Genomic DNA, 20,228 nt, shown 5'->3' on the forward strand with positions numbered 1-20,228 from the left:
GAATGGCGCGCCGCGCAAAAGGACAGGGTTTACAACGGCTCGCAGCACGCCATGATCGGGCCTGCAGGGTGGGGATGAGGCGGCGCCGGGGATGGTGCCTTCCGGCGAAACCGCCTAGGCACCCCGTTCCTTTCCCGATCGTGCGCGATCGCCCCCCCACCGGAGCCGACCCATGAAACTGACCGCGACATGCGTGACCACCCTCGCGATCGCCCTCGGCCTGTGCGCGCCCGCAGATGCGCACGAGGATCACGGCCCGGCCCTCCTCCAGATGGCGCAGGCGGCCGCAGCTGGCACCGGACAGGACGATGCCGCGAAGACGAGGGTCGTTCGCGAGCAGCCGCACCTCGCCGCGCTTCTCGCCAGCCCGGCCTTCGCCACGGCGCGCAAGTCGCTGGCGGACGACTATGACCGCATGGTCGCGGACATCGTCACGCTCACCCAGATCCCCGCACCGCCCTTCAAGGAAGAGGCCCGCGCGCGCGCCTATCTCGAGATGCTGCGCGCCGAGGGGCTGGAGGACGTCGAGACCGACGAGGTCGGTAATGCGATGGGCCTGCTCAAGGGCCATGCCAAGGACCGCGCCAGCTTGCCCCTGCTGGTCGTCACCGCGCACCTCGACACCGTGTTCCCCGAAGGCACCGACGTCACCGTAACGCGCGAGGGCGACACGCTGCGCGCACCGGGCATCGGTGACGACACCAGCAGCCTGCCCGTCCTGCTCGCCTTCGTGCGCGCGATCCGGCGCGCCGGAATCGCGCCTGCTGGCGACATCCTGTTCATGGGCAACGTCGGCGAGGAAGGCCCGGGCGACCTGCGCGGCACGCGACACCTGTTCACCAAGGGCAAGTACAAGGACCGCATCGGCGCCTTCATCTCGTTCGAGCCCGGCCACAACGGGCGCGTCACCAACGGGGGCACCGGCTCGCGCCGCTACAAGGTCACCTTCAAGGGCCCTGGCGGCCACAGCTTCGGCGCCTTCGGCCTCGTCAACCCGGCCTTCGCGATGGGCGATGCCATCGTCGAATTCGGCAAGCTCGCGGTCCCGCAAGAGCCCAAGACGACCTACAGCGTGGGCCTTGTCGAGGGTGGCACCTCGGTAAACTCGATCCCCTTCGAGACCGCGATGACCATCGACATGCGCTCGAACGGCAAGGCCGAACTGGCAGCGCTCGAAAAGCAGTTCCTCGCGATCCTGCCGCAGGCCACGGCCCGCGAGAATGCGGCGCGCTCGACCGCGCAAGGTGCGATATCGTTCGATGCGCAGCTGATCGGCGACCGCCCGGTGGGCACGACCCCGCCCGAGGCCGCGATCGTGCAGATCGCCAGCGGCGCGCTCGAGGCCTTGGGCATCGCCCCGCGTCTGGGTGCCGGCTCGACCGACAGCAACATGGCGATGAGCCTCGGCATCCCGGCTGTGACGCTGGGCGCGGGCTTCGACAGTTCGGGGGCGCATTCGCTGCGCGAGAGCATCACCCTCGACCGTCCCCGCGACCTCGCCGCGATGACCGCCGGGCTCGCCACGGTGATAGCGCTCGCCGACGACCCGGCACGCGCCGCTGGCGACTGAGCGCGCGCCTGCCCGCGGCGGATCGCAAGAAAACTGGACCTTCGGCCAAGGATACCTATATACCGGCTGGTATGGAATGCACCGAAGCCACCACGAAGACCCGCGGACGCCCGCGTGAATTCGATCCCGACAAGGCCCTCGCCTGCGCGCTGAGGGTGTTCTGGGAACGCGGCTACGAGGGCGCCTCGATGGCCGAGCTGACCGAGGCCATGGGCATCACCAAGCCGAGCCTCTATTCCTGCTTCGGCAACAAGGAAGCGCTCTTCAAGAAGGCGCTCGACGTCTACGAGCGCGACAAGCTCGCCTACGTCAGCAAGGCGCTGGCAGAACCGACTGCGCGCGCCGTCGCCGAGAAGCTGTTGCGCGGCGCTCTTGCGACCCATTGCGGAACCAGCGACCCGCAAGGCTGCCTTGGCGTCGTGAGCATGGTCAGTGGCGGCAGCGAGGCCGAATCGATCCGCGATCACCTGATCGAGCGACGCCGTTCCTCCGAAGCGGCAATGATCGAACGCTTCGAGACTGCACGGTGTGAAGGCGACCTGCCGGCATCGGTCGATGCAGGCGCCCTCGCCCGCTACCTCACAACGGTACTGCAGGGCCTGCAGGTGAAAGCCCGGAGCGGGGCAAGCTGCGCCGAACTCGAGTCGGTGATCGACCTCACGCTGGCCTGTTGGCCCGCCGCCTGAGGCGAGCGCAGCCGCTCTGGTGACGCCGCGCGCGCGAGGCCGGTTTCGAGCCTCGTCACTCCCACCCGTGCAAAGCCGGATTTTCCCGAGGGCAAATTTTACCATACCGCGCGGTATATTTATCGGTTGACGGTAACACCCCCTCTATATATACCGCCCAGTACAGATTGAAGGCGCCACTCGCTACCTGATCCCCGCAATGCCGGTTTCGGCAGCGGTGTCGCCCTTCCATCCATCGAACGTGCCCGTTCTGGTGACGGGCGCAGAGCAGGTTTGCCTTGCCGCCATCCGGAAGTCCGCTTCCGGAGCCGGATGCACGTGGCCGCAGTCCTGTCTCCAGGCAATCTCGGTGCGCTCCCCATGCGCACCGCGAGAGGTCCCGGTGCGCACTGTCCCCTCCCGATCCCCGGGTGCGCATCGGGACCACAACAGGGAGTGACGATCATGGCCTTCATCGATTTCAACGAAGCGGCGCTGCAGGCGCCCTGCGCGGCCGCCGCGCAGGCGCTCGAACCCAAGGCGGCCGAGGCGCAGCTCTCACAGGTCGAGCAGCGCGTCATCGAACTGGCGCGCCACGACGGCCTCGCCAGTCTTCGCCCGGTGCGCAAGCGCGGGCGCCTTGCCCGCCTCGTCTTCGGCCCCGATCCGGTCTCGCGCCAGCTCGCCAACGAGCGGCTCGAAGCACTGCGCAAGCTCGCCGTCCAGGCCTGGAACCAGGGCTACACGGTCCCGGCCTCGACCCAGCGCGAGACGCTTGCGGCAGGCTACAGCGAGGCGCAGGTCGGCGCGGTGCTCGACCTGATCGGCCGCGCGCGCGGCGCGGTGGTCTCGCGCGTCGCCTGACACCCGAGACGCGTTGCTCTACTCTGGGCCCTACTGGGGCGGCATGTTCATGTGCAGCGGGATCGAGAAGTCGAGCCAGAACGAGGAGCCCTTGAGCCGGTTGGTCACATCGACCTCCTGCATCACCCGCCCACGGAACGTCGCGGGAGCGCGCCCCATCTGCACGTTGGTCGCCGCCGTCACGCCGAAGGCCAGCGCTTCGCCGCGAAACGGGCCGAGCGCGCCGCCATCGTCGCTGACCTGCTTGACGTAATAGCTCTGCAGGCCGAACGAGAAGGCAGGCGAGACGATCTTCTCCAGCGCCGCCTCGAGGTGCATCTCGTCGCCGCTGTCGTAGCCGTTGGTCTCGTTGCTGCCGTTGAAGGTGTAGCCGCCTTTCACCGAAAGGTCCCAGCCAGCCTCGGCATCGTGCCAGCTCGCCGCCATCGAGGTATCGACCGCCCAGCGATGCAGCGAGAGATTGGCGAGCCCGCTCTCGCGGAAGTGACCGATCGGCACGTTGACCATGCTCGAGACCTGCAGGTGCAGGTCGCCCTCCTTCCAGCCGAGCATCGCGACGCCGACCGGGTCGCCCGTCGTCAGCGCGGTATCGTGGACGCTCGCCGAGAGCGAACCGCCGCCCGGCCGTTCGAGCACGCCCGCGGCATCGAGCATCGGCGCGCCATAGGGCAAGGTCACGCCCACTGCGAAAGTCCCGCCCAGAAAGTCGGTCGAGGGCACGAAGAGCATCGTCGCGAACTCGGCGACCACGGTAAGGTCGACACCGGCAACCACGCGCCCGTTGACCGGTAGCTCGCGCTCGATCCCGGCATCGCCGTCGTAGACCCAGGTGATCTTGTCGAAGTAGACGCCCTCGAGCGGTGCCATGACCGCCGTTCCCGGGCCGCCCGATCCGTGAAGGTATAGCGAGACCCCGCTCTCGGTTGCCTGCGCCACGCCGGGCACGAACATGGCCAGCGCCGCGCCCGCCGCACTGAGGCCGACGCTGCGCCACCGCCATGATTCCTGCCCGCACCTGCCTGTTCCTGAAAGCGCCATGGCCCTTTTCCCTCATGTTCCTGACCCTTGCGATCCTAGGGACCGGGCACGTCTTGCTAATCGGGGTTAGTCCCGAGGCCGGGGCGCGTCCTTCCCGCAAGGCCGGGTTCTTGCCGCAGTTCCATCACCGTTGACCGCGCAAGGTCCCATCGTTAATTCGCGATGGATGACGACCACGCCCGCTGCTGCCGCCTCCAGCCCCTGCCATCTGCGCCATCGCCATTTGCGTCAGGGACAAAGCCGATGATCGCGGCTCTTGCCATCTTCCTCGTCACGATCACGCTGGTGATCTGGCAGCCGCGCGGCCTCGGCATCGGCTGGAGCGCGATGGGCGGCGCGCTCTTCGCGCTGCTGACCGGCGTGATCACGCTCACCGACATCCCCATCGTGTGGGACATCATCTGGAACGCGACCGGGGCCTTCGTCGCGGTCATCCTGATCAGCCTGATCCTCGACGAGGCGGGCTTCTTCGAGTGGTCCGCGCTCCACGTCGCGCGCTGGGGCCGGGGTAACGGGCGCGCACTCTTCGCGCTGGTGGTGCTGCTGGGCGCGCTCGTCGCGGCCTTCTTCGCCAACGACGGCGCGGCGCTCATCCTCACCCCGATCGTGCTCGCCATGTTGCGCGCGCTGGGACAGGGCGAGCGCGCGACGCTGGCCTTCGTCATGGCAGCGGGCTTCATCGCCGATACCGCGAGCCTGCCGCTTGTCGTCTCGAACCTCGTCAACATCGTCTCGGCCGACTTCTTCGACATCGGCTTCGGCGATTATGCGCTGGTGATGATCCCGGTGGACCTCGTCGCCATCGCCGCGACGCTGGGCGCCCTCATGCTGTTCTTCCGCAAGGACATTCCCGAGGTCTACGACGTGGCGCAGCTGCGCGCGCCCGACGCTGCGATCCGCGACCGCGCGACCTTTCGCGCCGGCTGGGTGGTGCTCGCAGGCCTGCTGCTCGGCTTCTTCGTGCTCGACCCGATGGGCGTGCCGATCAGCGCGGTCGCGGCCTGCGGCGCACTGGCGCTGATCGCGGTCGCCGCGCGCGGACACACAATTGCCACGCGCAAGGTCATCCGCGAAGCGCCGTGGCAGGTCGTGATCTTCTCGCTGGGGATGTATCTCGTCGTCTTCGGGCTGAAGAACGCCGGGCTGACGCAGGCCCTCGCCGGGCTGCTGGAGTGGAGCGCGCATGGCGGCGTTTGGGGCGCGACCTTCGGCACCGGCGTGCTTGCCGCGGTGCTATCCTCGATCATGAACAACATGCCCACCGTCCTCGTCGGCGCGCTCTCGATCGATGGCACCATGCTCGATGGAGCAATGCATGGCGAAGCGGTGCGCACGGCGATGGTCTACGCCAACGTGATCGGCTGCGACCTCGGGCCCAAGATCACCCCGATCGGCTCGCTCGCGACGCTGCTGTGGCTGCACGTGCTGAGGCAGAAGGGCGTCGTCATCGGCTGGGGCTACTACTTCCGCCTCGGCGTGACGCTAACCACCCCGATCCTGCTGCTCACCCTCGCCGCGCTGGCCCTGCGCCTGACGCTGGCCTGAGCGGGACGCGCGCTTGCCTGCGCGCGCCCCGGCCCCGTGTCAGTCGAGCGCGACCTCGTGGATCTCGCTGCCCGCAAAGCGCAGCGTGCGCACGCTCTTGGCCGTATGGACCATCGCCTGGTCGACCTGTCCGGGATAGACATCGCGCAGGATGGTCGAGGCGATCTCGATCGTCTTCGCGCCCTCGGGCAGCGTGCCGACGAGATCGAAGCGCACCTGGCTGGCGCCGATGTACGAGGCCACGTAGCGCAGCATGACCGGCTCGCCATCGACGCTGAGCGTGAAATGGCGCAGCAGGTAGCGCTTGAGCGCCGCGATTGCCTCGGGATCATCGAGGCTGACCTGCGCTTCGGGTGCGATCGCGGCCAGCGCCGGCTCGATGTCGTGCGCCTCGAAGCGGTGCGAGACCGCGAGCCTGCCATCTGCCTCGACGCGCACCACGCTCATCGCGTCATGCCCGCGATGGGCGAGCGCCGCAGGGGCACCCGCCATCGTCAGGGCCGGAAGCAGCGCGCAGGCGGCTGCAAGGCGGATCATCATCGTCTTCATCGTGCCAGCCTCAATCGCGCTCGGGCGCATCGTAAGTGCGCAGCGAGTCGGGCAGGACCTTGACGTTGGAATCCTTCATCCGGTTGGTCGCCTCGTCGCGCGTGTCGATGCCCAGCGTCTTGTCTTCGATGTTGCCCGAGTAGACGTTGTTCGACCGGTCGGCGTCGGCGGTCTCCCAGAGCGGATCGAGCTCGGCCTTGGCCAGCGTCTTTTCGGTGACGTACTGCCAGGTGACCTTGCGGTTGTTGTAGCGCCAGATCTCGGCCGGGATGCGCGCGGTCTTCGAGGACCCGTCGGTGAAGTCCATCTTGAGGATCACCGGCATGACCAGACCACCCTTGTTCGAGAAGGTGAAGCGGTAGAAATTGTCCTTCACCTCGCGCGCCGCGCGCTCCTCGGGGGTCAGGTCCTCGAGCGCACCCTTGGCCTTCTTGCGGTCCTTAGCCGTCGCGTCGAGCGGGTCGATGCTGTCGTAGAAGTCGCGCGTCGAGGGATCGCGCTCGACCACGGTCTGCTGCGTATTGCGCGAGGCGGTCAGCGAACCCGGCTCCTTGCCGCGCTCGGCAATGCGGCGCTTTGCGGCAGCGTCGGCATCCGAGGGCTCGAGCCGCGCCTTGACCACCTTGTCGAGCGAGATGTCGACGTGGTCGGTCGAATAGAACCAGCCGCGCCAGAACCAGTCGAGATCGACGCCGCTGCTCTCCTCCATCGTGCGGAAGAAGTCATAGGGCGTCGGGTGCTTGAAGCGCCAGCGCGTCGCGTATTCACGGAAGGCCCGGTCGAACAGCTCGCGGCCCAGCACCGTCTCGCGCAGGATGGTGAGCGCGGTCGCGGGCTTGCCGTAGCCATTGGCGCCGAACTGCAGCACCGAGTCCGACTGGGTCATGAGCGGGACCTGGTTTTCCGAGAGCATGTACTCGGCAATGTCCTTGGGCTCGCCGCGGCGAGCCGGGAAGTCCTTGTCCCACAGCTTCTCGGCCTGGAACTGGAGGAAGGTGTTGAGCCCCTCGTCCATCCAGGTCCACTGCCGCTCGTCCGAATTGACGATCATCGGGAACCAGTCGTGCCCGACCTCGTGGATGACCACGCCGATGAGGCCGTACTTGGCGCGCTCGGTATAGGTCAGCTCGCCGGTCTTCTTGTCCTTTACCGGACGCGGACCGTTGAAGGTGATCATGGGGTATTCCATGCCGCCGACCGGACCGTTGACCGACTGCGCCACCGGATAGGGATAGGGGAACGCGAAGTGGCCGTAGACGTCGATGGTATGCGCGATCGACTTGGTCGAATAGGCATCCCACAGCGGGCGCGCTTCCTTGGGGAAGAAGCTCATCGCCATGACCAGCGGCTGATCGGCATAGTCCTGCTTCACGCCCATCGCGTCCCAGGCGAACTTGCGCGACGAGGCCCAGCCGAAGTCGCGCACGTTCTCGGCGGCGAAGACCCAGGTCTTCTCGCCCGAGGCCTTGCCCTTCTCGGCTGCGACGGCTTCGGCAGGCGTCACGATGTAGACCGGGCTGGTCGCGCCCTTGGCCTTCTCGAGCCGGTCGCGCTGCGCGGCGCTGAGCGCGCTGTCGGGGTTCTGCAGCACGCCGGTCGCGGAGACCACGTGATCGGCAGGCACCGTCAGCGCGACGTTGTAGTCACCGAATTCGAGGGTGAACTCGCCCGAGCCGATGAATGCCTTGTTGTGCCAGCCCTCGTAGTCCGAATAGACCGCGAGGCGCGGGAACCACTGCGCGCCCTCGAAGATGCAGTTGCCGTCCTCGCCCGCCTGGGTGAAGCACTCGTAGCCCGAGCGGCCGCCCACGACCTTGTTCTCGACCATCGGGAACGACCATTCGATGGTGAAGCGCGTCTCGCCGCCGTTGCCCGGCACCGCTTCGCCCAGATCGATGCGCAGCAGGCTGTCGACCACGGTATAGGGCAGCGCATTGCCCGCAGCGTCGCGGATGGCGGCGATGGTGAAGCCGCCTTCCCACTCCTGCATGCGCTTGGCGCGGCGCACTTCGGCGAGGCTGATCGTGTCGCCCGAGACGGTCTGCGCCATCTGGGAGATCGAATCGTGCTTGTAGTTGTTCTGGTCGAGCAGCAGCCACAGGTAGGGCAGCGCGTCGGGCGAATTGTTGGTGTAGGTGATCGTCTCGGTCCCGCTCACCGAGCGCTTGCCCTCGTCGAGGCGAGCCTTGACGTCGTAGTCGACCTTCTGCTGCCAGTAGCGATAGCCCGGCGCGCCCGAGGCGTTGCGGTAGTCGGTGGGCGTGGGCCATTCCTCGCCCTCGAGCTGGCGGAACTTGTCCTCGAACTTGCCCTTGGTCTGCTCGAGCGGATTGGCGATGGCCTGACCGCTCAGCGCGAGCGCAGCAAAGGAAACCGTGGCGCAAAGCAGCGCGCCGCGACGGACGACAGATGTGACTGGCAAGAAGATACCCCTGAATTGACCCGGCCGGGACAATGATATGGGGTTACACGTGTGTCAACGCACACTGTTTGGGCAAGGCAGGCTTCTCCCCAACCGATGTCCCGACGCCAACTCAGGTGCAAGCCATAGGCCTGACCGAACTGCTTTTTTTGCAAATTTTTGGCGGACTGGCGATATGATCTTCAGGGGCACTCAGCGAGGCGCGGCGAAGAATCTCGGCCAACATCTGTTCAAGACCGAAGAAGCAGATGCAATTGCTGCCCCCTTCTGGTTGATCAGCCTAGGCACAGGACAGCTGCGGCTCACACCGCGTCGGCTGCCGCCCCCTGAGAGACGCTCAGCCACCATTTTCCGGACCTCAAAAGCGGACCGGGCGCTCTCCCCCTTCGCACGAAGCAGGACGCGGCCATAGGGACATGTCTCATTCGAGAAGAGAGAGGTAAGACGCCGCAAATCGCCAGTGTCATGCCAGCGACCGCAGCAGGATGCTTGTCTCACTGTTGAGCACGCCTTCGATCATGCGCACCTCTCGCAGGACCCGGTCGAAGTCGGGAAGCGTCGGGCTGACGATCTCGGCGACGAGGTCCCAGGCGCCGTTGGTGGTGTGCAGGGCATGGATCTCACGGATCCCGCGCAAGAGGCGGATCACCGCATCGGTGGAACGGCCCTCGACCTCGACCAGCATGATCGCGCGGATCGCTCCCGAGGGCGCTTCTTCCTGCGCACGAATGGTGAAGCCCAGGATCGCTCCGCTCTGAACGAGACGGTCTAGCCGGGTCTGCACCGTCGCGCGCGACACGCCAAGAATCTGCGCGATCTTGGAGACGGGCGCACGCCCGTCGGTACGCAGGATGCCGATCAGGCTGTGATCCAGCTTGTCGAGAGATATCATGACAAATTGCTCATAACGACTATGCAAATAGACTGAAATTCGGCGCAGTTGTAGCCATTTTAGACATTCACCATGAAACTTGCCTGCCTATCCTGAGCAAAAATCAGGAGACACACATATGGTACCTTTCGTTGGCGTTGCAGATCTTGCCGGGATCGTCGAAGCGGTAGGGCTTGAGGCCTTCCTGCGCGGCCTCGCCGAGCGGATCGAGGCCGATTTCGAGCGCTGGGAGGAATTCGACAAGTCTCCGCGCTATGCCAGCCACGTGCCCGATGGCGTGATCGAACTCATGCCCGCGGCCGACCGCGAGTATTTCGCCTTCAAGCAGGTGAACGGCCATCCGGGCAACACCGCCGCGGGCCTTCAGACGGTTGCGGCACTGGGCGTGCTCACCCGCGTCGATACCGGCTACCCGGTCCTGGTCAGCGAAATGACCTTGCTGACCGCGCTGCGCACCGCGGCGATGTCCGCGCTTGCCGCGCGCTACCTCGCGCGCCCCGCGTCGCGGGTTCTGGCCATGATCGGACAGGGCGCGCAGTCCGAATTCCAGGCGATCGCCTTCAAGGCCCTGCTGGGCATCACGCGCGTGCAGGCCTGGGACATCGATCCGGCCGCCTCGCGCAAGTTCGCCCGGAACCTCGCCGAAAGCGGCATCGAGGTCGTGATCGCCCCGTCCGCCGACGAGGCCGTGATCGGCGCGGACATCGTCACTACCGTCACCGCCGACAGGGTCAACGCGCGCATCCTGAGCGCCAACATGACCGGCGCTGGCCTCCACATCAACGCGGTCGGTGGGGACTGCCCGGGCAAGACCGAGTTGGCCCCCGAAATCCTCCAGCGAGGCCGGGTCTTCGTGGAATATACCCCGCAGACCCGCATCGAAGGCGAAATCCAGCAGATGCCGGACGATTTCGAGGTCACCGAATTGTGGTCGGTCTTCTCGGGCAAGACGTCCGGGCGCACGAGCGACGAGGAGATCACGATCTTCGATTCGGTGGGCTTCGGCATCGAGGACTTTTCGGCGCTGCGCTATCTCTACGACCTCCTGCCCGAACACGCGCCGCACACCGAACTCGATCTCATTGCCCAACCGCAAGACCCGCGCGACCTGTTCGGTCTGCTCTCTCCCCGCCTGCACGCGACGGCCTGATGCCCTCGGTCCAGGCGCCCGGGGCGGTCGTGATGGTCCGCCCCCATTTCTTCGAACCCAACCCGCAAACCCGGGGTGACAACGCCTTCCAGAGCACGGCAGCCATCCGGGCCGATACCCGCACGGCGCTGGCCGAGGATGCCCATGCCGAAGTCTCGCGCGCGGCGGACCTGCTGGAGGCCGCGGGTATCCGGGTCCACCTGTTCGAAGACAGCGCGACGACGACGCCCGACTCGGTCTTTCCCAACAACTGGTTCTCGACTCACTCGGGCGGACATCTGGCGATCTTCCCGCTCTTCGCGCCCAACCGCCGTCCCGAGCGCCGCGAGGACATCGTCGCGTTCCTCAAGCGCGAATACCGCGTCCAGGAAGTGACCGACTGGTCGGGGCTGGAGCATGATGGCCTCTACCTCGAAGGCACGGGCGCCATCGTGCTCGACCACTGCGAGCGGGTGGCTTATGCCGCCCGTTCGCAGCGCGCCAGCGAGGTCCTGCTCGAACGCTTCTGCACTCGCTTTGCCTTCGAGCCGATGATGTTCGAAGCAACCGACGCGAACGGGATGGCGATCTACCACACCAACGTCATGCTCAGCATCGGGACACGATTTTGCGTCGCGGGCCTCGACACGCTGCGCGATGCGCGCCGCCGCGAGGAACTGCACGCGCGACTTACCGCCAACGGGCGCGAGCTGATCGCCGTAAGCCAGCAGCAGGTCGGCGAGTTCTGTGGCAACCTGATCGAGCTCGACGGGCGTTCCGGCCCCGTCATCGCGCTGTCTTCGCGTGCCCTGCGCGCGTTCGATGCCCGACAGGTCGCCCGGCTGGAGCGGGTCGCTCGCCTCGTGCCGCTCGACGTTCCGACCATCGAGATGGCAGGAGGATCGGTGCGCTGCATGTTGGCGGGCATCCACCTTGCGCCGCGTCCCGCCTCCTGAACCCGCCAAGTTCCCGAAATCAAGCACCGGAAAACGGCGCACTTGCATCCCGATGCAGGATTTGGTCAACCTCGCGCGTGAAGGGAAGCGGCGTCCTCATGAGTTCCAAATCCACATCGAAGGACGTCGTCACGCCCGTGCCAGCCGCATCGGGCGAGGAGCTTGATCGGCTCTACCGGGGCTACCGGGACCGACTGCGCCGCTACGTCGCGGCGAGCTTCGGTCCTGGACCGCCCGACCCGGAGGACGTCGTGCAGATCGCCTTCGAAAAATTCGCGGTGCGTGAAGACCGCCATTCCATCGAGAGCCCGGAAGCCTTCCTTGCCCGGTCGGCGCGCAACTACGTCCTCGACCAGCGCCGCCGCCAGAAGGTGCGCAGCGACCATGCCGAGGGCGAAAAGATATTGGGCGCCGTGCATGACGACTGCGATGCCGAGCGCGTCTTATCGGCAAAGCAACGATGGCAAATCCTCGAGCGGACGATCCGCGCGATGGACCCTCGCCGGCAACAGGTCTTGATTATGAACCGCATTCACGGCGTAAGCTACGCAGAGATCGCACGCCGCCTCAAATGCTCGCCGACCCTGGTGAAGATGCACGCGGCCCAGGCTCTCGTGCAGTGCGAGCGCGCGCTGAGGGAGGCGGAGGAAGAGATATGACGCCGCAGGCCGCCCGCGAAGACAGGGACCGTATCGACGATCAGGCGAGCTACTGGGTCGTCCTGGCCAGCGAGCGCGAGCTGAACGCAGAGGAGCTTGGCGAACGCGATGGCTGGCGTGCTGCCGATCCGCGCCATGAACGTAGCTGGCAGGAACTCTCGCGTACCTGGGACGATATCGCGTCCCTGGAGGGCCTTGGCGATCTTGTTCCGACAATGGCGGAATTGGCGGTCGACGAAGCACCTGCCGTGCCAGGCTCTGACCGGCGAGGCACTGTCCGCCTTGGGCGACGCCAGATGGCATGGGCCGCGATTGCTGCCGTGCTCGTGGCGGTCGTGACCCTTTCGCTCCTGCTGCGTCCGCTTGCGCCGGAACGATACGAGACCCGCCTTGCGGAGACCCGGCTCATTACCCTGCCCGATGGCTCGCAAGTGACACTGGCGCCCGCCTCCACGCTCGAAGTGCGCTTTGCCGACGCCCAGCGGCGTGTCGCGCTGACCCGCGGCGAAGCCTTCTTCGACGTGGTCCATGACGCGAGCCGGCCGTTCACCGTCGAGGCCGGACCATCGCGCGTGCGGGTGCTGGGCACCAAGTTCGACGTCAACTTCACCGACCAGTCGGTGCGCGTGGCGGTGCTGCAGGGCAAGGTCGAAGTGGCGCATCCAGGACGCGACGGAGGGCCTTTGCGCGCCACCCGACTTCGCGCCGGGGAGCGCACCGAAGTGCAATTTGCCGCCTCCGCATCAAGCACGGCAGCACCGGGCCCATCGCGCGAAATGCCCGCCGCAGCATCGCGGCCAGCTCTGCCATCGCCGGCCCCATCCCCCGGGGTCTGGCGCGAGGGCCGCCTGGTCTATGACAACGTTCGCCTTGCCGATCTCGTCTCCGATGTGAACCGCTACTATGCGCCCGGGGTGACGATGCGCGATCCGGCCATCGGAGACCTGCGTGTCACGGCCGCCTTCAAGGTCAGTGAGATTCCCGCTTTCGTCAGCGCGCTCGACGGGGTCATCCCAGTCTCGGCGCAGGAGGCAGCGAGCGGCGCCTTCGTGCTTGAGCGAGCCCGCCCTTGAGGGCTCCGAACGTCGGGCTTTTCGACATATTGGATCGCGCGCGCCTCCCTTGTGACAAAAAAATTTCACTCACCCCCTGACGATCGCAAGTGCGCGCGCGTCATCGGGGTGTTGGTCGGTGCAGGCGGACACTGCGTCACGTCACCGGGCAGCGCCACCGTTCAGGGACGGATCAGGGGGAAATGCAAATGTTGAGCCTATTCAAATCGCGTCTGGTGCTGGCCTCGGCACTCGGGGTTTCCGTTTCGGCACTCGCCATGGCCACGCCGGTCATGGCGCAGACGCAGGTGCGTCAGTTCGATATTCCGGCCCAGGCGCTGGCCTCCAGCCTGCTGGAGTTCTCGCGCCAGTCCGACATCATGGTCGTCGTCGCGCCCGATCTTGCCGCAGGCCGGACGGCGCCCGCGCTGCGCGGTCGCTATGCCAGCGACGAAGCCATTGCCCGCCTGCTGCGCGGAAGTGGCCTGCGTGCGGTTGCCAATCCGCGCGGCGGGTATCGCATCGAACGTGTGGAAAGCGTTCCTTCCGCAACCCGCCAGGACGCTGCCACTGCCCAGGGCGCCTCGGGCGAAGGCATCGTCGTGACGGGCTCGCGCATCGACCTGCCGGGCTACGAATCGCCCACCCCGCTGCTGCGCATGACCCAATCGGACCTCCAGGTCGTGAGCCGTCCGAACCTCGGCGCCGCCTTCGCCGACCTGCCGCAGTTCAAGGCCGCCGAGTCGCCGGTGACGTCGAGCACGAACACCGGCGCGGGGCGCTTTCCGATCAACATCCGCGGGCTTGGCGCGCAGCGCTCGCTCCTGCTCATGGATGGCCGCCGGCTGGTCGACGGGGACCTGAACTCGGTTCCCTCGATCATGATCGCCAACGTCGATGTGGTCACGGGCGGCGCTTCGGCCGCCTGGGGTTCGGACGCGGTCGCGGGCGTCGTCAACCTCATCGTCGACAGCGACTACGAGGGCGTGCGTCTGGGCGCCCACAGCGGCATCTCCTCGCGCGGTGACGCGCAGGAGTACGGCTTCTCGGGCAAGTTCGGAACGCGCTTCGCCGATGGTCGAGGCCATTTCGTGATCGGCGGGGAATACGTCGACAACAAGGGCATTGGCCGACGCACCGACCGGGCCAACACTGGCCGCTGGTCGAGCCTTGGCAACACCACGCTGACGCCGGACATCGGCTATGCCACGCGCCTCAAGGGAGGCTACATCACCTCGGGCGTGCTGCAGGGCCAAGGCTTCAACCCGGACGGCACCTTGCGCACTCCCGACATCGGCACGGTTGTCGGCAGCAGCATGATCGGCGGTGAAGGCCCCTCCAACGACGATTACAGCGTGCTCGTCACGCCCCAGCGCCGCTACGCCGTCATGGGAAAGGCCTCCTATGAGCTGACCGATACGCTGCAGATCAGCGCGGACCTTCGCTATTCGCGCTTCTACAATTCCTATGCCTGGTTCGGCAGCCACATCGACAACTGGACGATCCAGGCCGACAACGCCTTCCTCAACAGCGATATCCGCGAGGCGCTCGCCGCGGCCGGGCAGGACAGCTTCAGACTTTCGCGCTTCAACGGCGATCTTGCCTTCGCGGACATCGACGTCGACCGCCGCAACATCCAGGGCACGATCGCCCTCGATGGCAGCTTCGGCGACGGACGCTGGCGCTATGGCGCCTATTACAGCCACGGCGAATACCGCAACAAGCTGCGCACGCCCGGCTTCCTCATCGCCGAGAACTTCGCCAATGCGGTCGACGCCGTCATCGACCCGGCCACCGGCGCGCCGGTCTGCCGTGTCCAGCTGACCCAGGGCGTCAGCGGCTGCGTGCCGCTCAACCTCTTCGGCGAGGGCGCCCCCAGCCAGGCTGCCATCGACTACACGACCGGAACTCCGCGTTTCAACGGGCTCGACAAGCTCGACACCTATGGCGCCTCGCTGCGCGGCGAGCCGGTGGACCTGCCCGCAGGCCCCGTCTCGATTGCCGTGGGCGTCGAGGGTCGCCGTCTTTCCACCCGCGCCGACATCGGCGAGATGGACGCGGCCGGCGCCTTCCGCACCTTCAACTTCAGCGGCTTTTCGGGCAGTTACAACGTGAAGGAAGCCTTCGCCGAAGTCGTCCTGCCGCTCGTCCACGACACCCCGCTGCTGCGCAAGCTGCAGCTGAACGGCGCGGTGCGCGCCTCCGACTACAGCACGAGCGGCACGATCTGGTCCTGGAAGCTGGGGCTGACCAACGAGTTCTTTCCGGGCGTCATCGGCCGCGTGACCCGTTCGCGCGACATCCGCGCGCCCAATCTTACCGAGCTCTACACCACCCCGACGATGAGCTACGGCGGCATCGTCGATCCGCGCAATCCCGATGCCGGGACCACCAGCACGCTGATCTACGGCGGCGGCAACCCGCAGCTGCAGCCCGAGCTGGCGAACACCTGGACGGCGGGCCTGACGATGGCGCCCCTTCCCGGCCTGACCGCCTCGATCGACTACTTCAACATCGCGATCAACGATGTCATCTCGACGCTGGGCGGACAGAACATCGTCGACCGCTGCGAGGCGGGCAACACCAACCTGTGCGGCTACATCAACCGTGACAGCGCGGGCCGGATCACCAGCATCACGTCCTCGCAGGTCAACCTCGCGCAGTTCAAGACCGACGGGATCGACGCCGAGGTGGCCTATAGCCTGCCGCTCAACAATTCGGCGAACGGCCGGATCGACGTGCGGCTCATCGGGACCTGGGTGAACAGCTTCACCCGCGACGATGACATCACCAAGATCGAGTACGTCGGTACGCAGGGCTATGCCTTCAGCGACGGCACACCGCGCCTGCGCGCCAACCTCTCGGTCGGCTATGCCAGCGACGGGTTCAGTGGCCTTGTGCGCGGGCGGTTCATTTCGGCCGGGTACTGGGACCGCACGCGTCCCACGCTGACCAACAACGACTACGCCGCCTTCATGTATTTCGACCTCAACCTCAGCCAGAAGGTCGCGGTTGCCGGCGGCAAGTCGCTGGAAATCTACGGCAACGTCGCCAACCTGTTCGACAAGGATCCGCCGATCTACTCCACCTTCACGCCGTACTACGACGTGATCGGTCGGTACATGACGATCGGCGCCCGCCTCGAGTTCTGATCGGGTCCCGACCGGACTGCGGGGCACGCGTATCTGCCCCGCAGTCCTTTTTTCCGCGCCTTGAACATCCCGTAAATCGCAAGAGGGCATCGCAGGTGAAGGACCTTTCGCGCGCGGCAACCGCGCAACTCCGGCCGATTCTGCTGGCAGGCGCATTGGCCGCCAGTCTCGGCTTTGCCACCTCCGGCCAGACCGCCGCACCTCACGACACGGCCGCCCTCGCACCGATAGGGCAGGTCGAACGCCGCATCACACCGAACGACATCATGGGCCTGACCGGGGTCCACGACCCGCAGATAGCGCCCGATGGCACGCTGGTTCTCTACGTCACCCAGCCCCGCCTGGCGACGGGCGCGCCGGAGCGTTCGGAAATCTGGATCGCGGCGCGCGACCGCGCCTCGCCCCCGGTGCGCCTGACGCAGGGCACCTGGAAGGAGGGGAGCCCGCGCTGGTCGCCCGATGGCACGGCCATCGCCTATCTCTCGAACCGCAAGGCACCTGACGATGCGACCGGCACCGCCACGCGCCAGATCTGGATCGTGCGCCCCGGCCGCGAGGCCCCGCGCCCCGTCACGCGCTTCGCAGATGGCGTGCGCAGCTTTGCCTGGGCCCCGGACGGCCAGAGCCTCGCGGTGCTGGCGCGCGCACCGCGCGAGGACACCGCCCACCCGATCCAGGAGGTCGATACACCGGGCGTCCCGGTCGACCTGTGGATCCAGGACCTGGCCTCGCGCGCCATGCGCCGCATCGCGGTCAAGGGACGCACCCTGTCCGATGTCAGCTGGTCGCCCGATGGGACGCGCATCGCGGTTCGCGCGGCCGCGACCTCGGGCCTCAACGACCGTTTCTACCATTCCGAACTGCGCGTGCTGGACGTTGCCAGCGGCGCGAGCCTGCGCATCCTGCGCGAGAGCGCCTATAGCGGAGCGAGCTGGTCACCGGACAGCCGCAAAGTCGCCTTCACCGCACCCGCCCAAGGGACCATTGGAATCGACGCCTTCGTCGCCGACGTCGCCTCGGGCAAAGTGCGCAAGGTCGGTGCCGATCTCGACGGCACGATCCGGCAGATCGTATGGTCGGGCGAGACCGACACGCTCCTCGCCCGGGCCGTCGTTCATACCCGCCAGCAGATCGTCCGCATCGACGCCAGGACCGGACGGGCCAGCCCGTTCCTGCCCTTTGAAGGACGCATCACGGACTTCTCGGTGGCGACGGACGGCCAGATTGCCCTTGCAGCGAGTGCGCCCCAGCGTCCTGCCGACATCTGGATACACGGGGACGCCAGGCTCACCGCGCTCACCGATCTCAACCCCCAGGTCCACGGGATTGCGCTCGGCACCGTCGAGGAAGTGCAATGGACCAGCCAGCGTGACGGGCAGACGATCTATGGCGTGCTGGTGCTCCCCCCGGACCACGTGCCCGGCAGCCCGCGCAAGACGGTCGTCCTCGCGCATGGTGGCCCGCACGAAGCCTGGGCCACGGCCTGGCAGGGAAGCTGGATCGACTGGGCGCAGCTTCTTGCCAGCCACGGCTATGCGGTCCTCCTGCCCAATCCGCGCGGTTCGGCAGGTCAGGGCAACGCCTATGCGCGCGGGGTTATCTCAGGATGGGGCACGCAGGACTATCAGGACCTGACCGACGGCGTGGACATGCTGGTGGCGCGCGGCATCGCCGATCCGGCACGTCTGGGCATCGGAGGCTGGAGCTACGGCGGCTTCCTCTCGGCCTGGGCCGTCACGCACGACCGCCGCTTTCGCACCGCGGTGATCGGCGCGGCGCCCACCGATCCGCTAACGCTCGCGCTCGCCACCGACACGCCCGACTTCGTGACGGCCTATTTCGGCCTTCCGCCCGAAGCGATCGCCCGGATGGACCGGTCCGCCCCCTTGCGCGCGCTCGGCAAGGTCGAGGTGCCGGTACTGGTCCTCCATGGCGAAGAGGATGCGCGCGTCCCCCTTTCGCAAGGGCTGGCCTTCTATCGCGGCCTGCGCCTGCTCGGAAAGCCGGCCAGCATGGTCACCTATCCGGGCGAGCCGCACCGGATCGGCGGCGCCGATCATCAACGCGACATCCAGGAGCGCGTGCTCGCCTGGTTCGATGCGCACCTGTGACCCTGTACCCCTGTGACAAGGAGACTTCGGCATGACACAAGCAACCACCCCTGCGGGCCTGCGCCGACGCGACGTGCTGACCCGCTCCGCCGCGCTGGTCCCCGCCTTAGGCTCTGCCCTCACCGCCCCGGCCGCGCTGGCCGCCTCCAGGGAGAATGCGCCTGTGAATGACATCCTCGACATGAGCGCGGTCTCGCTCGCCAAGGCCCTGCGCAGCAAGGATCTTTCGGCACGCGAGCTTATGTCCGCGCACCTCGAGCACGTCGATGCGCTCAACCCCCGCTTCAACGCCCTCGTCTCGCGCATCGATGGCGATGCCGCGCTCGTCCAGGCCCGCCGGCTGGACGAGGACGCAGCCAAGGGCCGCTTTCACGGACCTCTCCATGGCTTCCCTCACGCGGTAAAGGACACCGCCTCCACCCGCGGCATCGCCAGCACGCAAGGCTCGCCGATCCTGAAGGACAACATTCCCGACGCAGATTCGCTAGTCGTCGCCCGCATGCGCGCAGCCGGAGCGATCTTCGTGGGCAAGAGCAACGTGCCCGAATTCGCGCTGGGCTCGCATTCCTACAATCCTGTCTTCGGGATCACGCGCAACGCCTACGATCCGCGCAAGTCCGCCGGAGGCAGCACCGGGGGCGGCTCGGTGGCGCTGGCGCTGCGCATGGTGCCGCTGGCCGATGGCAGCGACTTCGGCGGATCGCTGCGCAACCCGGCCGGATGGAACAACGTGTTCGGCTTCCGCCCGTCCTGGGGCCGGGTTCCCTCGCTCCCCAACACCGACCTGTTCTGGCAGAACTTCGCGACGTCAGGTCCGATGGGCCGCCATGTCGAGGACGTGGCGTTGCTGATGTCGGTCCAGTCCGGCCCCGATCCGCGCGCGCCTTTCGCGCAGGACGACGATCCGGCTCTCTTCGCACAGCCGCTCGCACGCGAATGGAAGGGCGCGCGCATCGGATGGCTGGGCGATCTGGGCGGAGCCCTGCCCATGGAAGCGGGCGTGCTGGAGACCTGCGAGAAGGCGCTGGGTGCCTTCGCATCCCTGGGCATGGAGGTGGGCGAGGCGAGCTTGTCCGAAGGCGCCGAAGCGATGTGGCAGACCGCCGTCACGCTGCGCCACTGGTCGGTAGGCGCCGACCTTCAGGGCTTCTACGACGATCCCGAAACGCGCCGCCTGATGAAGCCCGAGGCGATCTGGGAAGTCGAAGGCTACAAGCGCCAGACCGCCCCGCAGCTGGTCGCTGCAAGCGAAGGCCGCACCCGCATTGCCAAGGCGTTCCAGGAGGCGTTCACCCGCCATGATTTCCTCGCGCTCCCGACCGCGCAGGTCTTCCCCTTCGATGTCGAGCAGCACTGGCCCCACGAGATCGCCGGACGGCGCATGGATTCCTACCACCGCTGGATGGAAGTCACCCTGCCCGCCACCATGGCCGCCCTGCCGGTCCTCGCCATTCCGGCAGGTTTCGGCGGCGCGGGGAAGCTTCCCATCGGCATCCAGCTGATCGGCCCGCGCAACGCCGACCTGGCCGTCCTGCAACTGGGGCACGCCTACGAGCAGGCCAGCGCCTGGATCGCGCAGGCCCGCCCGCCCGTGCTGCGCGCCTGATCTTCCTTAAGGGCGTAG

General features: G+C 67.0%; 15 protein-coding genes. 11 read left to right on the plus strand and 4 right to left on the minus strand.

Annotated features, from left to right (window positions below; genetic code table 11):
- Positions 1-172: 172 nt before the first annotated feature.
- The 3 genes from I5E68_RS10800 (at position 173) to I5E68_RS10810 (ending at position 3,099) form a co-directional block, all read left to right on the plus strand.
- Positions 173-1,570 (plus strand): M20/M25/M40 family metallo-hydrolase, encoded by a 1,398-nt coding sequence (locus I5E68_RS10800; protein WP_228726927.1) that lies wholly within the window; start codon positions 173-175, stop codon positions 1,568-1,570.
- A gap of 71 nt (positions 1,571-1,641) precedes the next feature.
- On the plus strand, positions 1,642-2,256 hold the full coding sequence (locus I5E68_RS10805) for a TetR/AcrR family transcriptional regulator (protein WP_197163652.1): 615 nt from the start codon (positions 1,642-1,644) through the stop codon (positions 2,254-2,256).
- 444 nt (positions 2,257-2,700) lie between these two features.
- Entirely contained in the window at positions 2,701-3,099 is a 399-nt protein-coding gene (locus I5E68_RS10810; RefSeq protein WP_197163653.1) for a hypothetical protein, read from the plus strand.
- A 30-nt stretch (positions 3,100-3,129) separates the two neighbouring features.
- Here the strand turns inward: I5E68_RS10810 and I5E68_RS10815 are convergent, their stop codons facing one another.
- On the minus strand, positions 3,130-4,137 hold the full coding sequence (locus I5E68_RS10815) for a SphA family protein (RefSeq protein ID WP_228726928.1): 1,008 nt from the start codon (positions 4,135-4,137) through the stop codon (positions 3,130-3,132).
- Between the two features lie 243 nt (positions 4,138-4,380).
- Here I5E68_RS10815 and I5E68_RS10820 point away from each other — a divergent pair, with 243 nt between their 5' ends.
- Positions 4,381-5,682, plus strand: a complete 1,302-nt coding sequence (locus I5E68_RS10820; RefSeq protein ID WP_197163654.1) for an arsenic transporter — start codon at positions 4,381-4,383, stop codon at positions 5,680-5,682.
- A gap of 39 nt (positions 5,683-5,721) precedes the next feature.
- Here I5E68_RS10820 and I5E68_RS10825 read toward each other — a convergent pair whose 3' ends face one another.
- The 3 genes from I5E68_RS10825 to I5E68_RS10835 form a co-directional block, all read right to left on the minus strand.
- On the minus strand, positions 5,722-6,231 hold the full coding sequence (locus I5E68_RS10825) for a DUF6702 family protein (protein ID WP_197163655.1): 510 nt from the start codon (positions 6,229-6,231) through the stop codon (positions 5,722-5,724).
- A gap of 10 nt (positions 6,232-6,241) precedes the next feature.
- Positions 6,242-8,653 (minus strand): M1 family metallopeptidase, encoded by a 2,412-nt coding sequence (locus tag I5E68_RS10830; protein ID WP_228726929.1) that lies wholly within the window; start codon positions 8,651-8,653, stop codon positions 6,242-6,244.
- Between the two features lie 463 nt (positions 8,654-9,116).
- On the minus strand, positions 9,117-9,545 hold the full coding sequence (locus I5E68_RS10835) for an Lrp/AsnC family transcriptional regulator (RefSeq protein WP_197163656.1): 429 nt from the start codon (positions 9,543-9,545) through the stop codon (positions 9,117-9,119).
- 118 nt (positions 9,546-9,663) lie between these two features.
- On the opposite strand from I5E68_RS10835, the gene ocd reads away from it, so the two are divergent.
- From ocd to I5E68_RS10870, 7 genes are all read left to right on the plus strand, one after another.
- Positions 9,664-10,695, plus strand: a complete 1,032-nt coding sequence (ocd, locus tag I5E68_RS10840) for an ornithine cyclodeaminase (RefSeq protein ID WP_197163657.1) — start codon at positions 9,664-9,666, stop codon at positions 10,693-10,695.
- Between the two features lie 32 nt (positions 10,696-10,727).
- Positions 10,728-11,630 carry a citrulline utilization hydrolase CtlX gene (ctlX, locus tag I5E68_RS10845; protein WP_197163658.1) on the plus strand — a complete coding sequence of 301 codons (903 nt, stop codon included), beginning with the start codon at positions 10,728-10,730 and terminating at the stop codon, positions 11,628-11,630.
- 98 nt (positions 11,631-11,728) lie between these two features.
- The gene (locus I5E68_RS10850; RefSeq protein WP_197163660.1) at positions 11,729-12,289 is read left to right on the plus strand and encodes an RNA polymerase sigma factor; all 561 of its coding nucleotides are present in this window, start codon (positions 11,729-11,731) and stop codon (positions 12,287-12,289) included.
- The gene (locus tag I5E68_RS10855) at positions 12,286-13,362 is read left to right on the plus strand and encodes a FecR family protein (RefSeq protein WP_197163662.1); all 1,077 of its coding nucleotides are present in this window, start codon (positions 12,286-12,288) and stop codon (positions 13,360-13,362) included. Before I5E68_RS10850 ends, I5E68_RS10855 begins: the two co-directional genes overlap by 4 nt.
- 191 nt (positions 13,363-13,553) lie before the next feature.
- The gene (locus tag I5E68_RS10860) at positions 13,554-16,493 is read left to right on the plus strand and encodes a TonB-dependent receptor (RefSeq protein WP_228726930.1); all 2,940 of its coding nucleotides are present in this window, start codon (positions 13,554-13,556) and stop codon (positions 16,491-16,493) included.
- Positions 16,494-16,588: 95 nt separating this feature from the next.
- Positions 16,589-18,604, plus strand: coding sequence for a S9 family peptidase (locus tag I5E68_RS10865; RefSeq protein ID WP_197163664.1), 2,016 nt, complete (start codon positions 16,589-16,591; stop codon positions 18,602-18,604).
- Positions 18,605-18,635: 31 nt separating this feature from the next.
- Positions 18,636-20,210 carry an amidase gene (locus tag I5E68_RS10870; protein WP_197163666.1) on the plus strand — a complete coding sequence of 525 codons (1,575 nt, stop codon included), beginning with the start codon at positions 18,636-18,638 and terminating at the stop codon, positions 20,208-20,210.
- Positions 20,211-20,228: the final 18 nt, after the last annotated feature.

Source organism: Novosphingobium aureum (genome assembly GCF_015865035.1).
Classification (GTDB): domain Bacteria; phylum Pseudomonadota; class Alphaproteobacteria; order Sphingomonadales; family Sphingomonadaceae; genus Novosphingobium; species Novosphingobium aureum.